Source organism: Nitrosospira briensis C-128, from assembly GCF_000619905.2.
Lineage (GTDB): Bacteria > Pseudomonadota > Gammaproteobacteria > Burkholderiales > Nitrosomonadaceae > Nitrosospira > Nitrosospira briensis.
The window spans coordinates 1,590,133-1,607,952 of the sequence record NZ_CP012371.1; the positions used below are offsets into that span (position 1 = coordinate 1,590,133).

The following is a 17,820-nucleotide window of genomic DNA, read 5'->3' on the forward strand; positions in this document are numbered from 1 at the left end:
AATCAATAATCCCGGCAGATCAAATACACGTACGCGGGCATTCTTCACAAAAAATAAAGGGCGATATGCACTTATCTATCGCCCCTTATCTTATTAACTCGCAAATTGCTCAGAGATTCACTTGGACTGACTCACCATGTAATCGACTACTGCTTTCACGTCGGCATCGGAGAGACTGGCATTTCCGCCTTTTGGAGGCATCGCATTTTTGCCCTTGAGTGCGCTGTCGTAGAGCGCCTCGTTGCCAGCCTTGATGCGGAGAGCCCATGCGGAGTTATCGCCAAGCTTGGGTGCGCCCGCCGCGCCGGTGGTGTGACACGCAGCGCAGCTGGCAGTATAGATTGCCTTTATTTTATCCGGGCCTCCTGCATCCGCTACTGGAGCAGCTACCGCATCCACTGCCGGAGGAGTAGCAGCTACCGCACTCGCCGGTTCGCCAGTTCCTTCTCCAGATTGCACTCCAGGCTGCGAAGGGTCACTTGCAAGCACCAGTTCGCCCACCGGTTTCAAGCGTTGCGCCACCACTTCATTTGAAAAAACAGGGCTGTTTTGGTCTATCGGAATATCTCCGGTAACATATTTCCCCAGTAGCCAAATAATCAGAACAGGAAACACGAAAGCGGCCAGAACGACCACCATCAATTGTTTTGGTGTTTTGATAATCGAGGAATGCTCTTCTTCGTCTTCAGCGGCGCTCACGATAACTCCAAGTAAAGTGATTATTGTATAGGTTCATGCCTACCGAAGCAAAAAGTGATTTGTTACGTTGGACGTAGGGTTTAAAAAAAGCTATTCTATCGCCCAGGTCTTGGATTAGTTCTTCGTGAAGCATGTCACTATCAAAGATGGGGTCTATCAGAGATTCTTTCAGCGATAAGCTTATCTATATTAGCGCCCATAGCTCAGCTGGATAGAGTACCGCCCTCCGAAGGCGGGGGTCACACGTTCGAATCGTGTTGGGCGCGCCATTCCTGGAACCATCCTGCGTTTCTTCTTCCGGCTCCGTGCACGCTGGTTGCTGAGTTAGTCATTCTGAAACCCGTCATATCTCAACCCGCGCGCCCAGTTCAAGAACACGATTTGCAGGGAGCTTGAAATATTCGGCCGCATTGCTGGCGTTGCGCGCCATGGTTGCAAAAACACGCTCCCGCCACATTGCCATCCCGGCCCCGGGGCTGGGTACCACGATATCGCGACTAAGAAAAAACGACGTTTTAAGCTGTTCGAACACGAGCCCATGGGGTTCACATAATTCGAGCGCATACGGCAGATTGGGTTCATCCTTGAAGCCGTATCGAACGGTAATCTGGTAGCAGTTTTCCACTAGTGGCGTTACCGATATTCGCTCGTCTGCTGGAACCCAGGGAGTTTCGATATACGTTACAGTCAGAAACACTACGCGCTCATGCAAGACCTGATTATGCGCAAGGTTATGCAATAGCGCGTGTGGCACCCCATCCGGATCAGCCGTCAAAAAAACCGACGTCCCTGCAACGCGCACCGGCGGGTGCGCAGTCAGTGACTCGAGGAACGGCATGAGCGGTATTGCAGCCGAGCGCAAGTGCTCAAGCAGAATGTGACGCCCGCGATTCCACGTAACCATGACAAAATAGATAACTGCTCCAATTGCGAGTGGAAACCACCCCCCTTGAGCGATTTTGAGAATGGTGGCGGCAAAAAATACCGTATCGATCGTCAGGAAGAATCCGGTCGCCAGAACGCATAGCAGCCACGGGTAATTCCAAGCATAACGAAGTACGAAAAAAGTAAGTATGGTTTCAATTACCATGGTAGCGGTCACGGCGACACCGTAGGCGGACGCAAGACTGGATGACGAGCCAAACCCGAGTACCGCCATGATCACGGCTGCCAGCAGCATCCAATTGACGAAGGGAATATAGATCTGGCCGATCGTTCGATCCGAAGTATGCTTGATCTGCATGCGCGGCAGGAATCCCAGCTGTATCGCCTGTCTGGTCACCGAAAAGACCCCGGAAATAACGGCTTGCGATGCAATCACTGTCGCTGCGGTAGCCAGTCCTACTGCGGGGTAGAGAGCCCAGGAGGGGAAAAGCAGGAAAAAAGGATTGGCGATTGCCAGCGGATTTGAGAGCACAAGTGCTCCCTGGCCGAGATAGTTTAGTATGAGTGCGGGAAGAACGCATCCATACCATGCCAGACGTATCGGTTTTGGTCCAAAGTGTCCCATATCGGCATAGAGGGCCTCTCCGCCCGTTACCGCCAGCACCACGGCGCCGAAAGCAATAAACGCCAGCCAGCCATTGTTGAGGCAAAAAGCGACGGCATGAATGGGATTAAACGCTGCCAATATCTGTGGCGCAACAGCGATGTTGGCCAGGCCGGCCAGTCCCAGGGTAGCGAACCATATGAGCGTCACTGGTCCGAATAGGGTACCGATGCCTCCTGTGCCACGCTGCTGCAGCAAAAAAAGCGCGATCAGCACAATCAACGTTATGGGAAGTACGTAGGGTTTGAGAAGGGGGGTCGCGACCTCCAGTCCTTCCACGGCGCTCAATACCGAGATAGCCGGGGTAATGACGCCATCGCCGAAGAATAGCGCGGCACCGAACGCGCCAATGGGAAACAGGAAATTGCGCAGCCGCGGACGACCCGCGACCGAGGAGCTCGCTAACGATAGCAGCGCCATGATGCCGCCCTCCCCATGATTGTCCGCCCGCAGGATCAATGTGATGTACTTGAGCGAGACCACAATCATGAGCGTCCAGAAAATGAGCGAAATGACGCCGATTACATTGCCTTCGTTGACCGCGAGTCCGTGGACAGGGTCAAAAACAGTCTTCATGACGTATAGGGGACTGGTGCCGATATCCCCATAAACGACGCCGAGCGCAGCCAGGCTCAGCAAACCCAGGGATTGGTGGCCAACGGTTTTTTTTGGTTCCATATTTTGGCTAGTCTTGATCGGTGCACCGGAATGCACGGTCACCGGATGAGAAAAAAGCAGTGGGTGGGAAGTCGTATGTAAGCAAAAAGCCGCGTAAACTCAAGGGGGATTTTTGCGAGTACAAAATACGGTACACGTTAATTAAATTTGGACGCCTTTGGACGGGCTAAATTTAACGCACCCGGATATCCGGTTCGGCTGTTCTAGCTGAACTTGATAATTTAATGATCGCCACTGACCGCCGCGGCACGTTGATGCATTGTACACGAGCCGCATGCACCGACACAGGCGACCTGTCAGGCGTCGCCAGTCGCGGGTTCAGGCTTGACGTCACGGTGTATGTACTGAAAATTGCCAGCGGCATTATCGGAGACGAGCGGCGTTGGCGAACCATGTCATGCATGGTACTGTTGATTCTGTTTATGTTGCCTCTCGCCCCAATCAAAAACCATTAATGGCCACAGACAGTTGAGTATCTGCCGGGTCAAGATCGGCAAATGGTGTGAGCTTTTTTTTAAGATCAGCCGACAACTATTTCACAACATGTCGGGTGAAATGCTGACGTGTAACGCCGTTTCCTCGACGCCCTCCTTTGTTTTGTGACTGAACCACCATATCGCACCCTTCCGCATGGGCCATCCCGCGGGTTCGCCGGATATAAGTAAGGCTGCGACTTCCCCTAACGTGGGCTGATGGCCCACCACCACGACTGCGCCTTTGGCATCAGGCCAACCAGCGGCTGCAAGAATTGCTTTCGCCGACGCGGCGGGTCCAATCTCTTTGACGGTTTCAAAATCTTCGTCAAGTGCGGCGGCAGTCTGCTGGGTTCGCTCAGTGGGACTGACTATCATCCGCGTGTTTTTGGGTAGCCTTGGTTTCAACCATTCCGCCATCGCACGCGCTTGTTTCACCCCCTTGTCGGTCAGTTCTCGTGCGCTATCCGGAGTACCGTCCTCAGCTTCAGCATGGCGCCATAGGATGAGTTCCATTGTTCCTCCTGCAGTTGGTGGTCATGATAATGCCGATGATATTTTCTCAGTATAGAAGAAAACTCGACTTTATACCGTCAACGTATGCTCGGCTGCGCTACTGATTTTTAAAAAATTCCGGTGTTCGCCAGATGGGGGCGCCCAGGACAGGGGGAAATGTGGAGGATGTAGGCCGGGCGGAGCGGCGGGAAGTAATGTTATATCTTATTTTATAAGGGAAAAAGGTCCTGCAAATGGCGAGCAATTCGCCCGCCATTCCCGGCAATTAGGACTTCAGTGCCGACATCGGTGCACCAAAGTTGATGTGGAAAGGTGCGCCATTGATGACAATTGCGGGCACCGACTTGACGCCAGCCGCTTCAGCAGCCGCGATACGATCCTTTTGCTCGCCGAGATTCACGAGTTCAACCTCGTAACGGTCGGTGTCCAGAGCGTCCGCAATCTGCCGCTCGGCTTCGACACATACGGGACAGCCAGCGTGATAAAAGGTAGCAGGTGTTTTCATAGTCGACTCTCCAAAAAATTTAAATGTCAGTGGGGGCTACCCACGTTCGCAAGAACCAGTTGATGTTACCATGCGACCGGGTATTATAGTCGTTGCCCCAACCTTGCGCCAGCCTCATCAGGATTATGCTCAGCCTTAACTCCTTGACGGCACATCCGGAACGGATGAGGTATCGAGTAGCGCACGCTCGATCAAATACCCGGATTATTGATTGGCCCCCTTGGTTTACGCTGATGTGTCCGCATAAGCCCAACTAGGGCGCGGTTACTGGCACTGGAGGGCACCTGTGGCTACTTTGGTTGATTTTTCTCCCGTTGTAGTAAAAGAGCCTGCGAATAAAGTGTATTTTTGCTTTCGCCGCTGATCTCCGCAGATAGTGTTACCGCATGCTTTAGCGGCAAGTCGCGCAACAATAGCTTCAGTATGTGTTGGGCCTGTTCAGTCAATTCCGCCGGGTTCGGCGCTTCTGCGCCGGATACCAGCAGTACGAACTCGCCCTTTTGACGATTGGTGTCAGCCTGGAGCCAGACCAGAGCGTCGCCGAGCTCGCAACTGTGGATGGTCTCGAATAATTTTGTCAATTCTCTCGCAATCGTGACTCGGCGTTGGTCGCCCAGCACCTTGGCCAAGTCGGTCAGACACTCGAGAATGCGGTGGGGCGCCTCGTAGAATATGATGGTGTATGACTGTAATTTCAACGCTTCCAGCTCCCGCCGCCGCTGCCCACCGCTGGCGGGGAGAAAACCATAAAATAGAAACTGGGCCGTGGTGATTCCTGCTGCCGAGAGAGCGCACACTGCCGCGCTGGGGCCAGGGATCGGGACTACTTTATATCCCTGTTCCCGCACCAACTTAACGAGAATTGCCCCGGGGTCGGATATTCCCGGGGTGCCTGCATCGGTAACGAGCGCCACTGCTTGGCCGCGCGACAACAAATTGACGACCTTTTCTACCGTGGCGTTTTCATTGTGGCGATGCAAGGCCATCATCTTTCTATTTATCGAATAATGCCTCAATAAATTAGCGGTGGTGCGGGTATCCTCTGCGGCAATCACATCCACTGCCGAAAGTATATCCAGCGCGCGCAGGGTGATGTCGCGCAGGTTTCCTATCGGTGTAGCCACTATATATAACGTGCCCGGCGCGGGTAATTCCTTTGATTGCATTTGGCGGTGTTTGGCGGTGTTTGGCGATTGCTGGGATGCGGGGTATTGTAAAATATATCTTTATCGGTATCTGGATAACTGCGCGGTGCATTTATGGGGCATTCAAATTGAATGGGAACGAGGCGGAGCGCTATGCGGAAGCGTTTCTTCGGCGCCATGATCTCGTTTTGCTCCAAAGGAATTACCGTTGCCGCTTTGGCGAAATTGATCTCATCATGCAAGATGGTACGACATTGGTGTTCGTCGAGGTGCGTATGCGTACAGGTCCAGCCTTCGGTGGCGCGGCAGGCAGCATAACTTTTGTGAAGCAAAAAAAATTGCTATGTGCGGCGCGCCACTATCTCGCTGCCCTGAAGTTCGAGCCGTCGTGCCGTTTCGATGCGGTATTATTGTCGGGCCGTGACGGTAAGGAGGTTGAATGGATCAGGAACGCTTTTGGAGAATAGCAGCATACCATGCGTGATGGAAACGGCTTGTGCTCGTTTGGATTATAAAATTGCTGGAACCGCGCCGCATGATGCTGATGCGGTTATTTATTTTTGTTAGGGGTATGAATGCTTAATCGGAATTTGAAGTGGTTGCTGATATTGTTGTTTCCCTTCCTTTCAGGCTGTGCAGTGCTGGTGGCGGCCGGCGTGGTGTCGGGTGTTGGCGCCGGCGCGGCGGTATCCCAGGACCGGCGCACCAGTGGCATGTTCGTGGAAGATGAGGGGATCGAGTTTAAGGGCGGCCGGCGGATCAGCGAGAAGATGGGCAGAGATGTTAATGTCAACGTCACCAGCTTCAATCGTAACGTGCTGCTTACAGGCGAGGCGCCGACCGATGGATTGAAGAAAGAGATTGGGAAACTGGTGACGGGTGTTGAGAACGTACGGAAAGTCACCAATGAGATAGCGGTAGGTGAGGTGAGTTCATTCGGTTCCCGCAGCAATGATGCGTTGCTCACATCCAAGGTCAAGGCACGTTTTCTGGATGGCGGGGAGTTTCAGGTCAATCACGTTAAAGTCGTTACTGAAAATGCTGTGGTTTATCTGCTGGGCCTGGTAAAGGCCAAGGAGGCAGACAGTGCGGTGGACATTGCACGATCTACAAGTGGTGTCCGGAAGGTTGTGAAAGTTTTCGAATACCTGGATTAAACTTTTTGGAAAGGTTGGCCGAGCCAAGATACTTGTGCTTTTTTAAGCTGGAAATGCGGAGCTGACGGGTAATAAGAGACCCATTGTGATTACGCCTAGTTTTGTCGCCAAACTTGTCAGTCTGCTTCCACCGGATCGGATATATACGGACCCGGTGGATTGCTATGCCTATGCGTATGACAACACGCGAAAGATTTTTCCACCGGATGCAGTGGTATTTCCGGTTACCACCGCCGAAGTGCAGGCGGTAGTGGCGCTTTGTAACGACTTCAAGGTTCCGCTAACGCCGCGCGGACGCGGCACAGGTACCTCGGGCGGAAGTCTTCCTGAGCAGGGCGGGGTGGCGTTATCCCTGGAGCGGATGCTACGCATTGTCAACATCGATCCCGCCAATCGTGTGATTGTGGCGGAACCCGGCGTTATCAATCAGTCGATCCAGGAAGCGGCGAGGCCTCATGGCTACTTCTGGCCGCCTGATCCGTCCAGTGCGGGCTACTCAAGCATAGGGGGAAATCTGGCGACCTCCGCGGGGGGGCCACACGCCGTCAAATATGGAACGACACGTGATCACGTTTTGGGGCTCAAGGCAGTTACGGGCGCGGGAGAGATAATCCGGACGGGTTGCTATACCACCAAAGGCGTGGTGGGTTATGACCTCACACGACTTTTAATAGGCTCGGAGGGTACGCTGGCCGTTATTACGGAAGCAACACTCAAGCTTACTCCGCTCCCTCAAGCGTATGGCGGCCTCACTGTGCATTACCGGGACCTTGCGAGCTGTGCCGCAGCAATAGTCCGGGTTATGGCGCTGCCGCAGACGCCTAGCGCACTTGAGTTCCTGGATGCCGGCTCACTCAACCTGATACGTGGCCGATTCCCCGAGATGCTGCCGCTGGACGCCAATGCGATGCTGATGATTGAAATGGATGGGTCCGAGCAATATATTTCGGAATCGCGTGCGGCGATCCTTTCCGCATGCCGCAGCGAGGGACTCATCCATGCGGATGAAACAGTGGATGCCGCAAGTTTATGGCTGGCGCGAAAAACGTTGTCTCCATTGCTACGCGATATCGCACCCAAGAAGATTAATGAGGATGTGGTTGTACCGGTTTCGGCACTACCTCGATTTCTGGACGGTTTGATGCAGCTGAGCGGTAGATATCGTATTGCCAATGTCAATTTTGGTCATGCGGGCAATGGTAATATTCATGTCAATCTGCTCGTAAATCCGGACTGCGCCGATGAGATGAGCCGTGCGGAAAAATGCCTGAATGAAATATTCGATCTGGTGATCGAGCTCAATGGCACGCTTTCAGGCGAGCATGGCGTGGGCAGCGAAAAACGCGCGTTTGTCGGGAAGGAGATCGATGCACCAACGATAACGTTGATGAAAGCGATCAAACGCGTGTTTGACCCTAACAATATACTGAATCCGGGAAAGCTATTCCCTTGAATCGTGGAATTACCTCAGCCTGAGTCTATTCCAGACCCGCCATGATGTGGAGAGCCGGGACTAAATCAGCTTTTGCTGCAGTTATGCTAACTTGTCGTTCTCAATAACTCGGAAAGATCATGAGCGAAAACATCGGCGTCCTTCTCACTGCTTACGTATAACCGAAGCTTTCCCTTCGTATCATAGATATAGGTACCGGTAGAGTGATCCACGGTGTGATGTCCGGGGGATTCTCCCTCCTGCTTTTGATAAATGGCCTTGAATTCTTTTGCAACCTTTTTTGTCGCCCGCTCATCACCGTATAAACCAAGAAATGTCGGATCAAAAGCCGACAGGTATTCCTTGAGCACCGCTGCAGTATCACGTTCAGGGTCTACGGTAATGAATAATACCTGGACACGTGAAGCCTCGGGACCGAGCTCTTTCATCGCAGCCGCGAGTTTGCCCATCGTGGCGGGACATACATCGGGGCAATGGGTATAGCCAAAAAATACGACTACCGCTTTACCCTTGAAGTCCGCAAGCGTACGCATTTTGCCGGTGTGGTCGACCAGGTCGAAATCCGCACCGAAGTTGGCGTTGGTGATATCCGTTGAGAGAAATGCCGGTTTGGGTGCATTGCCGTCGCTGCAGGCTATAAGCAGGAGCGCGGCCAGAAGCGTTGCCGCCGCTGGCCATAGTGTGCTCGAATGGAATTGCCTATGTTTCACACGCCTGCTATAACCGGATGTAATGATCCACCAGCAGTACCGTAAACAGCGCGGCCAGATACCAGATCGAATAGCGGAATGCCCGGCGCGCAAGCTGATCGCTATAATCGAGGTATATTTTTACTGCGTAGTACAGAAATACCGCATCCAGCACCAAAGCACCGGTGATATAGATGAGCCCGCTCATTTGTGTAGCATAAGGCATCAACGTGACTGCGATGAGTATCAGCGTGTATAGCAGGACATGCAGGCGCGTGAACTTATCGCCATGAGTAACCGGGAGCATCGGCATTCCCACCTTTGCATACTCAAGCTTGCGGTACAGCGCCAGCGCCCAGAAGTGGGGCGGCGTCCAGGCGAAGATGATGAGAAACAGAAGCAGCGCATCCGAGGACACTTCTCCCGTCACCGCCGCCCAGCCGAGCACGGGCGGCATAGCGCCGGAAGCGCCGCCGATGACGATATTCTGCGGTGTGTTGGGCTTCAGTATGACGGTATATATGATCGCGTATCCGACAAACGTCCCCAACGTGAGCCACATGGTTAGCGGATTCACCAGCTGGTGAAGCATGAGTAATCCGGCCCCGCCGACCAGCGCAATAAAGAACAAGGTTTCGGGCGAGGTAACCGTTCCCTGCGGCAATGGCCTGCCACGTGTACGATTCATTATCGCATCGATCTTTTGCTCAACCAGGCAATTGACTGCCGCAGCCGCGCCGGCTACAAGCGCAATTCCCAGCGTACCAAATATCAGCGCGTTTAGCGGCACAGCGCCGGGTACCGCGAGAAACATGCCGATAACCGCAGTAAAGACGATCAGTGATACAACCCTCGGCTTCGCTAACCGATAAAAGTGTTGCATACGTGAGGCGGTCTGTTGCCAGGCAATACTCGTAGTAGACATAATGTTCATCTCCTAATTCAGGCGCAGGCACTATACCTGCACTTACCGACTTCAAGGGATCGCTGCAATCGCGAGAATTTGTCAACTGTTGCAATGACCTCGACTTTCGTTTCAATGTTCCGGCGGCGCCGGCGAATATCGGTTCAGTGGCGCTTGTCCGTTCCCATCGCATGTTCCAATTGGGAAACCTTGAGCAGTCGCTTGATGTCCTTCGACATCTTTGTAGGATCCACGTCTTTCGGAAAACGCATTATAAGATTTCCTATAGGATCGACAAGGTAAATATGGTCGTGCTGGGAAGCCTTCGCGGGGATGGCTTTGAGCAGGTCGCTATCCTTCGCATTAATAAACAGGGTGCCTTCAAACTCACCTGCGAGTTCCGGTGAAGGGATTTCATTATCATCGATCAGCCATAACCGCTCGATTCGATCCCGTTCGGCATTCTGCACCAGGCGCACCTGACGCATGTAATATAATTTTTTGTGACATCGCTCGTCACATTTTCCTGAGTCAACTGATACTAACGCCCATTTGCCACGAACTTGACGCATGCGAAAAATCGTCTGGTCAGTTTGATTTAAAGCGCTCCCTGTCAGGGACTTAACTTCGAGTAGTTCACCATAGTTAACACTGTCAGGCCGTACGCTTGAGAAAAATAATGCATAAGAAGCAATAATGGGCGCGCAAAACGTTAGCAGCAGTAAGATCAGCGTCCGTCTATTTTTCTTTGGGGCGATTTCGTTTGACACTTAACACCAAATAAATAATCAGTACAGCCAGCGCCATGGCAAACCACTGAAGCGCATATCCGAGATTCTTGGCGGCACCCGAATCAGGCCGCACCCACTGACGCACCAACCCATCCTTCACATCGTCTTTTTGCAATATCATCACCGGCTGCAACGTCAATCCTGTAGCGCGCCGATAACGCTCAAGGTCAAGATTTTCCCACACTTTACCCGATACAACTTCCGTTGACAGTTCCAGTGTTTTTTGTGACGCTATCGTTGCTAATCCTGAGACAACCACCTCGCCATTTGGTGCAGGCACCTCTGGCAATTTACTACGGTCCCGATTTGCTGGCGCCCAACCCCGGTTCACCAGAACGTGCATTGAGCTTTTACCTATCCTCAGCGGGGTGATTACCTGGTAACCAGCCATTCCCTGAAATATCTTATTGTCGAGGTAAATCGTGTGTGCCGGCACATACTCGCCTCGTACCTCGACCTGACGGTACTGAAAATCTTCGACCCTGACCGGAATTTCGGGTACCGCTACAGCAGGTTCTTTCGAAAGAAGATCAAGTCGTTCCTGCCGCGATTCCTTTTCGTCGGCACGGGAAAGTTGCCAATTGCCGAGTTGTATGAAGATTACTATACCGGCTGTGGCTGCCACTGTTGACCACAATTGCGGCGTGAATCGCCAGCCTAAAATAGTCATTGGATAGTATGCAGAACTCGGCTAAACTTGTTCTCAGACCCAATAACTACAGGACTGACCTTGAAAATCGTTGTCGTTCTATTTCTCCTCTTTATCCTCGGCAGTCTGGCGTCCGCGCTATATTACGTAATCAAGGATAAAGGAAACGGCATACGTGCGGTTAAGTCCTTGACTCTGCGCGTTGGGCTATCAGTTTTTCTGTTTGCCATGCTCATGCTGGGGACCTATTTGGGATTCATACCGCTGAGTCATTAATACCCAGCGGTACGATTTACCTGCTTATACAAGCCAGTAGACGAATATGAACAGGCCCAGCCAGACCACGTCCACAAAGTGCCAGTACCAGGCAACACCTTCAAAGCCGAAATGATTCTCCGGCGTGAAATGACCCGACAGTACGCGGCAATAGATGACGAACAGCATAATGGAACCCAGCGTCACGTGGAAGCCGTGGAAACCCGTCAGCATGAAAAAGGTTGCGCCATAGGCGCCGCTCGTCATCTTGAGGTTGAGGTCGGAGTAGGCATGGCCGTATTCATAAGCCTGCAGGCCGACAAAGAGAAACCCCAGGGCAAAGGTGAGGAACAATCCCAGTTTGAGCTGGCCGCGCTTATTCAGCTTGAGCGCCCAGTGCGCCCAAGTGACCGTCACCCCCGAGGTCAACAGCAGGACGGTATTGATTGCCGGCAGGCCCCACGGGCCCATGGGGAGGAATTTCTCGGTGATGCCGGGACCGGCTGTCGGCCAATCCGCCGTGAAATTCGGCCACAGTATTTTATGTTCGAGATCGCCCAGGTCGGGAATGGAATGCGCCCGCATGTAGTACAACGCGCCAAAGAAGGCGCCAAAAAACATGACTTCGGAAAGAATGAACCAGCTCATCCCCCAGCGGAAAGACGCATCCACCTGCTTATTGAACTTGCCGCTCTCGCTTTCCCGCGCCACGGTGCGAAACCAGCCGAACAGCATGTAGAAGAGTATGGCAAAGCCCAATGTCAGCATCGCGTAGCCCACTGGCATCTTATTGACCGAGAACGCCGCGCCAAACCCCATGAAAAACAATGCTATCGACCCGGTCATAGGCCAGGTCGATGGCGCTGGAACGTAATAATTGCTTCCTTCCTGGCTCATGCTCTTTCTCCTGCTTGTAATTGATTAATTTTCTATGTCACCAACTTAACTAGCAACACCAAGGCTAATACAAACACCGCGGCACCAATAATTCCCCCGATTACCACCTGCGCCGGAGTCAACGAACTTGCATCCATTTCGAGATCGCTTTTCTTGCGAACACCGAAGAAAGCCCAGGATACTGCCTTTGCAACCTGCAAAAAAGTCGCCTTTTTCGGTTTTGTGCTGTCGTCCTTCAACCTTTATCGACTTCGCTTTTCGTATTCGCAGCCTGGTCGACTCCAATTTCAAAAAAGGTGTACGAAATAGTAACGGTATTCACATCTGTTGGAAGCCCGGGTTCTATCATGAATTGAACCGGCATCTGCCGTGTCTCATTGGGCTTCATTACCTGTTTGCTGAAACAAAAGCACTCAAGTTTCTTCAGATGTTTGACCAGCAGCATCGGACTGTAGCTGGGTATCGCCTGACCGCTGATTTCCCGATTGGAGTTATTTGTAACTTCGTACATTACCTCCACCAATTCGCCGGGATGTACACGCAGACTGGATTGCAGGGATTTGAACTGCCAAGGCAGCCCGCGCGTATTGGCGTCTAATTCGACCGTTACCCAACGGGCGGTATCTACTTGCGAGTTCTCGGTAAGCGTATCCGCCTGCAAAAGATTATTGAGTCCCGTCACATCGCAAATCTTCTCGTAAAACGGAACCAACGCGAAGCCGAAAACGAACATGACCACTGAAAAAATCAGTAGCTTCTTCATTATTACGGTATTTGCTTGGATTACGCTCATTTCCAGTTTTTTACGATAACTGTTACAAAAATAGCTACGGCGATTGCCAGCAGAAACAGCGCTGTTCTAATTGCTCCGCGCCTTCTCTCTGCATTTTGCGTCACGTTCCGCTCCTGTTCCTACTTGATGACCGGCGGCGTTACAAAGCTATGGTATGGCGCAGGGGACGGCAATGTCCACTCCAGTGAGGTCGCACCTTCCCAAGGTTTTGCCGGTGCTTTTGCACCCCCGCGGATGCACTTCAGCACTACGTAAAGGAACAGTAACTGGCTAAGGCCGAAACCAAATGCGCCTATGCTGGAAATCATGTTGAAATCGGCGAATTGGAGTGCGTAGTCGGGAATACGACGCGGCATGCCCGCCAGTCCCAGGAAATGCTGCACAAAGAAGGTCAGGTTGAAAAAGACCATGGATAACCAGAAATGCCATTTACCCAGCGTCTCGTCGTACATATGCCCGGTCCATTTCGGCAGCCAGTAATAGGCTCCGCCGAATATTCCGAACAGCGCACCCGATACCAACACATAGTGGAAGTGTGCAATCACATAGTAGGTATCCTGTACCTGAACATCGATCGGCACTATCGCGCAAACGACTCCGCTGAATCCACCAAGAGTGAACAGAAAAACGAAGCCAATGGCGAAAAGCATGGGTGTTTCGAAGGTCATGGAACCACGCCACATGGTGGCGGTCCAGTTGAACACTTTCACGCCGGTCGGCACTGCGATCAGCATGGTGGCGTACATGAAAAACAGCTGTCCGGTCACCGGCATGCCGGCAGTGAACATGTGGTGGGCCCAAACGATGCAGGACAGAATGGCGATCGAGGCGGTGGCATACACCATCGAGGAATAGCCGAACAATGGCTTGCGCGCAAAGGCCGGGATAATTTCCGAGACGATGCCGAATGCCGGCAATATCATGATGTAGACTTCGGGGTGACCGAAGAACCAGAAGATATGCTGGAACATCACCGGATCACCGCCGCCGGCTGCATTGAAGAAGTTGGTGCCGAAGTTGCGGTCCGTCAGCAGCATGGTAACCGCTCCCGCCAGCACCGGCATCACCAGAACCAGAAGATAGGCGGTGATGAGCCAGGTCCATACGAACATCGGCATTTTCATCAAAGTCATGCCCGGCGCCCGCATGTTGAGAATGGTCGTAATGATGTTGATTGAACCCATGATGGACGAAGCACCCATGATATGGATGGCGAAAATCGCCATGTCCATGCCCATGCCCATCTGTACCGACAGCGGCGGATAAATCGTCCAGCCACCGGCAGGTGCGCCGCCCGGCACGAAGAACGAGGTCAGCAGCAGCAAAGCGGCCGGGGGCAATAGCCAGAAACTCCAGTTGTTCATGCGCGCAAAAGCCATGTCGGGCGCCCCGATCATCATCGGCACCTGCCAATTGGCAAAGCCGACGAACGCCGGCATGATGGCCCCGAATATCATTATCAGGCCGTGCATGGTCGTCAACTGGTTAAAGAACTCCGGATTGACGATCTGTATGCCGGGCTGGAACAACTCGGCGCGGATAGTCAGCGCCATCACGCCCCCGGTCAGGAACATCAGAAAACTGAACCACAGATACATCGTACCGATGTCCTTGTGGTTAGTGGTCATCAACCAGCGCATCATGCCGCTGGGATGATGATCGTGAGCGTCGTGTGCGTCGTGCGGAACGTCGTGATCTGGTATTGCTGCCATGGTGTCCTCCTTGATGCTATTTTCTGAACTGGTTGATTTCCGATGGCTGCACCACGTCTCCTGCGGTATTCCCCCAGGCATTACGTTCGTAGGTGACCACCGCCGCGATTTGTACATCCGACAGGTGCTTGAATGCAGCCATTGCCGTGCCGGTCTTGCCATTCATGACAATATCGACATGGTCGGCCTTGGGACCGTTGGCGATCTTCGAGCCGTCCAGCGCGGCAAAGGTCCCGGGTATGCCCTGGCCATTGGCCTGATGGCAGGCAACACAGTTGGCGGCATAGACTTTCTCGCCTTCGGCTTTCAGTTCGTCCGCCGTAAATACTTTGTTCACGTCCTCGGTCGCCGCAGCGGTCTTGCTTTTCTGTTCAGCCACCCACTGGGCATATTTCTCCGGCTCCACCGCTTGGACTACGATCGGCATGAAGCCGTGCTCCTTGCCGCAGAGTTCGGCGCATTGGCCGCGATAGGTGCCAGGCTTTTCAATGGTGAACCAGACGTCGCGTATGAAGCCGGGGATGGCGTCCTGCTTTACGCCCAGGGCGGGTACCCACCAGGCGTGCAGTACGTCGTTGGCGGTGAGCAGTACGCGTATCTTCTTGCCGGTGGGCACAACCAGCGGGTTGTCCACTTCCAGCAGGTAGTTCTCACCCTTGGGCGCGGTGTTCTCGATCTGGTCGCGGGGGGTGGACAGGCTGCTCAGGAAACTGATGCCTTCTCCTTCGCCCGTCAGGTAGTCGTAGCCCCATTTCCATTGGTAACCGGTGCTCTTGATGGTGATCTCGGAGCTGGAGGTGTCCTTCATGTCGATGATGGTCTTGGTGGATGGATAGGCCATGCCAACCAGGATGAGAAACGGGATGCCGGTCCAGATGATCTCGACCGTGGTGCTGTGATGGAAGTTGGCCGCCGGGTAGTTCAAGGATTTGCGGTGCTTGAGTATGGAATACAACATGACCCCGAACACGCCCACGAATATCACCAGGCATATCCATAAAACCAGCGTGTGAAGATCATATATCTGCTGGGCTATCGGCGTTTGCGGCTCGGGCAAGTTTAACTGGTAAGGATCCGCCGCTGCCGCCATTCCCAGCCCGGAATACAATGCGGTCGCCACAATCCCAACTATGGTTGCTGCTGCTTTGCTACTCATATCTCCCCCCACTTGATTGCTGAATACAGTACGAGCCAATAATTCCAAAATTTTACGACCCTTGACTGGTCCCACGGACTGGCTTCCAGATCATTTTTGTTTAGCTCGGCGCCTACCTGATAGCCGGGAAAAAGCATCCTGATTACCGGATGTTTTCTGCCTAATAGCCATGTTGCGAATGTCGGTAATTGTGTTATTCTACGGCCTTATGCCGATTTTAAACATTAAGAATAATGGCATGCCCATAAGTTCAAAGTTTCAACTGAAAACAAAAATTTGTTATGCGCAGTCATTAATAAAATCTAAACAATTAATTTCCTGATTAATACTCAATACCGGATCATCAAAACAGGAAACGAACGAAAGCTCATCAAACTGGGTTACGTTTATATCATGAAAATTTTATGTACTATGCTTATCGTATTAAGCATAGTACATAAATTGCCGAAGTTGCCTTAACCCATATTTAATGCGGTTTTCAGGCTGAAATTATTCCGATTTTCTGTTGGCGCCGATCAAATTTCTTCAGAATTTCACAACATCTGTTTCAACTATTATCCGAATCGCCACTACTGAAACGGAAAAATTCTACCACAGCAAAATGGAGCGTACAAGAAAGAAACTTTATCCCGTTAAGCAAAATTAATAATGCCCCTATTCTAAAAAACGGTATTTCCCCCTCTTTTAATTGTGGTAATTTTACCCTATTTGAATTATGGTAATACGAGTATTCAGGCGCCAATTTATCCTTTTGGCATAGCGCGGCCCCGCTCCGTACGGCGCAGTTTACCATTGAGCTTGTCATTGTTGAATCTCTATCGTCACCTGCATGATTAGAAGGGCTTTGTATGGCAAAAATGAAATAAATGAGCTCGCCCTGAAGCTATCACGGGATAGCGGTGGAAAGGATATCGGTGAAGATGCGGCTTCGCCCGCCCAGGTTGAAACACCATATTCATGACACCGTGGCCATCCGATGAAGAAAAATCGTGCTTGCTTGACGAGTCAGACGGCTTCCGCCTATTATTACAGCGGCAAAAAGAAGCGTGAAGGTGCTTCGAAGGCATGAATAACGGCCGCATTCCGGAGTCTCCTGATACTTACATCGACCCCGGCAAACTGGGTTCGTTATAATAAGGCTTGAGATTTCGCGGCGGCACAATTTTGTTTTAATTATTCAGCGGTTCTATTTGATGAGATTTTCCAGAGGGTATGAGAATGGCGGAAACCAGTAACGCCGCTACGGCAAGCATGGCTCCGGAGCTACAAACATCAGGATGGTTCAATACGCCCCGACCGATTACGCTCGCCTCACTGCGGGGGAAAGTGGTTGTATTGCATACTTTTCAGATTTTCTGTCCCGGTTGCGTGCAGGTAGGTATTCCGCAGGCGCAGAGAATATATCAGGAATTCGATCCTGATCGCGTAGCAGTGATCGGGTTGCACACGGTATTCGAACATCACGCCGTGATGGGCCCCAACGCCCTCGAAGTATTTATACATGAGTATCGGCTTCGATTTCCGATCGGTATCGACAAGTATGACGGCGAACCAAAAGGCATTCCATTGACCATGCATGCTTATCGGATGCAGGGCACGCCATCCCTGGTTCTGATCGATAGAACCGGACACATCCGTCTGCATAAATTCGGACATGTGAGCGACCTTACGATTGGATTCTCGATCGGTACGCTGCTTTCCGAAGAAATTGATGAATCTTCCGGCGCGGTTGAAGCTATCCCCGCAAGTAGTGGAAGTAGCGCCTGCGACGCGGATGGCTGCAGCGTCTGATTTGCAGA

General features: G+C 52.2%; 20 protein-coding genes and 1 tRNA gene. 7 read left to right on the plus strand and 14 right to left on the minus strand.

The genetic code is table 11. The features are described from left to right. Positions 1-117 precede the first annotated feature (117 nt). A complete protein-coding gene (locus F822_RS07135; protein WP_025042143.1) occupies positions 118-699 on the minus strand; it encodes a c-type cytochrome in 582 nt (193 codons plus the stop codon). 192 nt (positions 700-891) lie between these two features. On the opposite strand from F822_RS07135, the gene F822_RS07140 reads away from it, so the two are divergent. Continuing rightward, positions 892-968 (plus strand) — tRNA-Arg (locus tag F822_RS07140). Positions 969-1,042: 74 nt separating this feature from the next. Here the strand turns inward: F822_RS07140 and F822_RS07145 are convergent. Next, positions 1,043-2,926 (minus strand): potassium transporter Kup, encoded by a 1,884-nt coding sequence (locus tag F822_RS07145; RefSeq protein ID WP_025042144.1) that lies wholly within the window; start codon positions 2,924-2,926, stop codon positions 1,043-1,045. A gap of 224 nt (positions 2,927-3,150) precedes the next feature. Between F822_RS07145 and F822_RS07150 the strand changes: the two genes are divergently transcribed. After that, entirely contained in the window at positions 3,151-3,381 is a 231-nt protein-coding gene (locus F822_RS07150) for a hypothetical protein (RefSeq protein ID WP_025042145.1), read from the plus strand. 81 nt (positions 3,382-3,462) lie between these two features. On the opposite strand, the gene sixA is transcribed toward F822_RS07150, so the two are convergent. From sixA to rsmI, 3 genes are all read right to left on the minus strand, one after another. Then, positions 3,463-3,915, minus strand: coding sequence for a phosphohistidine phosphatase SixA (gene sixA / locus F822_RS07155; protein WP_025042146.1), 453 nt, complete (start codon positions 3,913-3,915; stop codon positions 3,463-3,465). A 265-nt stretch (positions 3,916-4,180) separates the two neighbouring features. Continuing rightward, on the minus strand, positions 4,181-4,420 hold the full coding sequence (locus F822_RS07160; RefSeq protein WP_025042147.1) for a thioredoxin family protein: 240 nt from the start codon (positions 4,418-4,420) through the stop codon (positions 4,181-4,183). Positions 4,421-4,710: 290 nt separating this feature from the next. After that, entirely contained in the window at positions 4,711-5,586 is an 876-nt protein-coding gene (gene rsmI, locus F822_RS07165) for a 16S rRNA (cytidine(1402)-2'-O)-methyltransferase (RefSeq protein ID WP_025042148.1), read from the minus strand. A gap of 107 nt (positions 5,587-5,693) precedes the next feature. Here rsmI and F822_RS07170 point away from each other — a divergent pair, with 107 nt between their 5' ends. The 3 genes from F822_RS07170 (at position 5,694) to F822_RS07180 (ending at position 8,175) form a co-directional block, all read left to right on the plus strand. Continuing rightward, positions 5,694-6,032 carry a YraN family protein gene (locus F822_RS07170; protein ID WP_025042149.1) on the plus strand — a complete coding sequence of 113 codons (339 nt, stop codon included), beginning with the start codon at positions 5,694-5,696 and terminating at the stop codon, positions 6,030-6,032. Positions 6,033-6,140: 108 nt separating this feature from the next. Further along, positions 6,141-6,722: a BON domain-containing protein gene (locus F822_RS07175; protein WP_025042150.1), complete on the plus strand. Its 582-nt coding sequence runs from the start codon at positions 6,141-6,143 to the stop codon at positions 6,720-6,722. Positions 6,723-6,807: 85 nt separating this feature from the next. Beyond that, positions 6,808-8,175: an FAD-binding oxidoreductase gene (locus tag F822_RS07180; protein WP_025042151.1), complete on the plus strand. Its 1,368-nt coding sequence runs from the start codon at positions 6,808-6,810 to the stop codon at positions 8,173-8,175. An 86-nt stretch (positions 8,176-8,261) separates the two neighbouring features. Here F822_RS07180 and F822_RS07185 read toward each other — a convergent pair whose 3' ends face one another. The 4 genes from F822_RS07185 to F822_RS07200 form a co-directional block, all read right to left on the minus strand. Continuing rightward, complete coding sequence (locus F822_RS07185) at positions 8,262-8,885, minus strand: SCO family protein (protein ID WP_025042152.1); 624 nt, start codon at positions 8,883-8,885, stop codon at positions 8,262-8,264. A 7-nt stretch (positions 8,886-8,892) separates the two neighbouring features. Continuing rightward, on the minus strand, positions 8,893-9,789 hold the full coding sequence (cyoE, locus tag F822_RS07190) for a heme o synthase (RefSeq protein ID WP_025042153.1): 897 nt from the start codon (positions 9,787-9,789) through the stop codon (positions 8,893-8,895). A 143-nt stretch (positions 9,790-9,932) separates the two neighbouring features. Continuing rightward, positions 9,933-10,538 carry an SCO family protein gene (locus tag F822_RS07195; RefSeq protein WP_025042154.1) on the minus strand — a complete coding sequence of 202 codons (606 nt, stop codon included), beginning with the start codon at positions 10,536-10,538 and terminating at the stop codon, positions 9,933-9,935. Beyond that, a complete protein-coding gene (locus tag F822_RS07200; RefSeq protein ID WP_025042155.1) occupies positions 10,507-11,229 on the minus strand; it encodes an SURF1 family protein in 723 nt (240 codons plus the stop codon). Before F822_RS07200 ends, F822_RS07195 begins: the two co-directional genes overlap by 32 nt. 60 nt (positions 11,230-11,289) lie before the next feature. On the opposite strand from F822_RS07200, the gene F822_RS07205 reads away from it, so the two are divergent. Continuing rightward, positions 11,290-11,484 (plus strand): twin transmembrane helix small protein, encoded by a 195-nt coding sequence (locus F822_RS07205; protein ID WP_025042156.1) that lies wholly within the window; start codon positions 11,290-11,292, stop codon positions 11,482-11,484. 24 nt (positions 11,485-11,508) lie between these two features. On the opposite strand, the gene F822_RS07210 is transcribed toward F822_RS07205, so the two are convergent. The 5 genes from F822_RS07210 to coxB form a co-directional block, all read right to left on the minus strand. Further along, positions 11,509-12,360, minus strand: coding sequence for a cytochrome c oxidase subunit 3 (locus F822_RS07210; protein WP_053111337.1), 852 nt, complete (start codon positions 12,358-12,360; stop codon positions 11,509-11,511). A gap of 32 nt (positions 12,361-12,392) precedes the next feature. Further along, complete coding sequence (locus F822_RS07215) at positions 12,393-12,599, minus strand: DUF2970 domain-containing protein (RefSeq protein ID WP_025042264.1); 207 nt, start codon at positions 12,597-12,599, stop codon at positions 12,393-12,395. Further along, positions 12,596-13,153 (minus strand): cytochrome c oxidase assembly protein, encoded by a 558-nt coding sequence (locus F822_RS07220; RefSeq protein ID WP_025042263.1) that lies wholly within the window; start codon positions 13,151-13,153, stop codon positions 12,596-12,598. The genes F822_RS07215 and F822_RS07220 overlap by 4 nt, the downstream gene beginning before the upstream one ends. 119 nt (positions 13,154-13,272) lie before the next feature. Continuing rightward, the gene (gene ctaD / locus F822_RS07225; RefSeq protein WP_025042262.1) at positions 13,273-14,865 is read right to left on the minus strand and encodes a cytochrome c oxidase subunit I; all 1,593 of its coding nucleotides are present in this window, start codon (positions 14,863-14,865) and stop codon (positions 13,273-13,275) included. Positions 14,866-14,881: 16 nt separating this feature from the next. Further along, the gene (gene coxB, locus F822_RS07230; RefSeq protein WP_082204614.1) at positions 14,882-16,021 is read right to left on the minus strand and encodes a cytochrome c oxidase subunit II; all 1,140 of its coding nucleotides are present in this window, start codon (positions 16,019-16,021) and stop codon (positions 14,882-14,884) included. 1,218 nt (positions 16,022-17,239) lie between these two features. On the opposite strand from coxB, the gene F822_RS07235 reads away from it, so the two are divergent. Beyond that, positions 17,240-17,812 carry a redoxin domain-containing protein gene (locus F822_RS07235; RefSeq protein WP_025042252.1) on the plus strand — a complete coding sequence of 191 codons (573 nt, stop codon included), beginning with the start codon at positions 17,240-17,242 and terminating at the stop codon, positions 17,810-17,812. Positions 17,813-17,820: the final 8 nt, after the last annotated feature.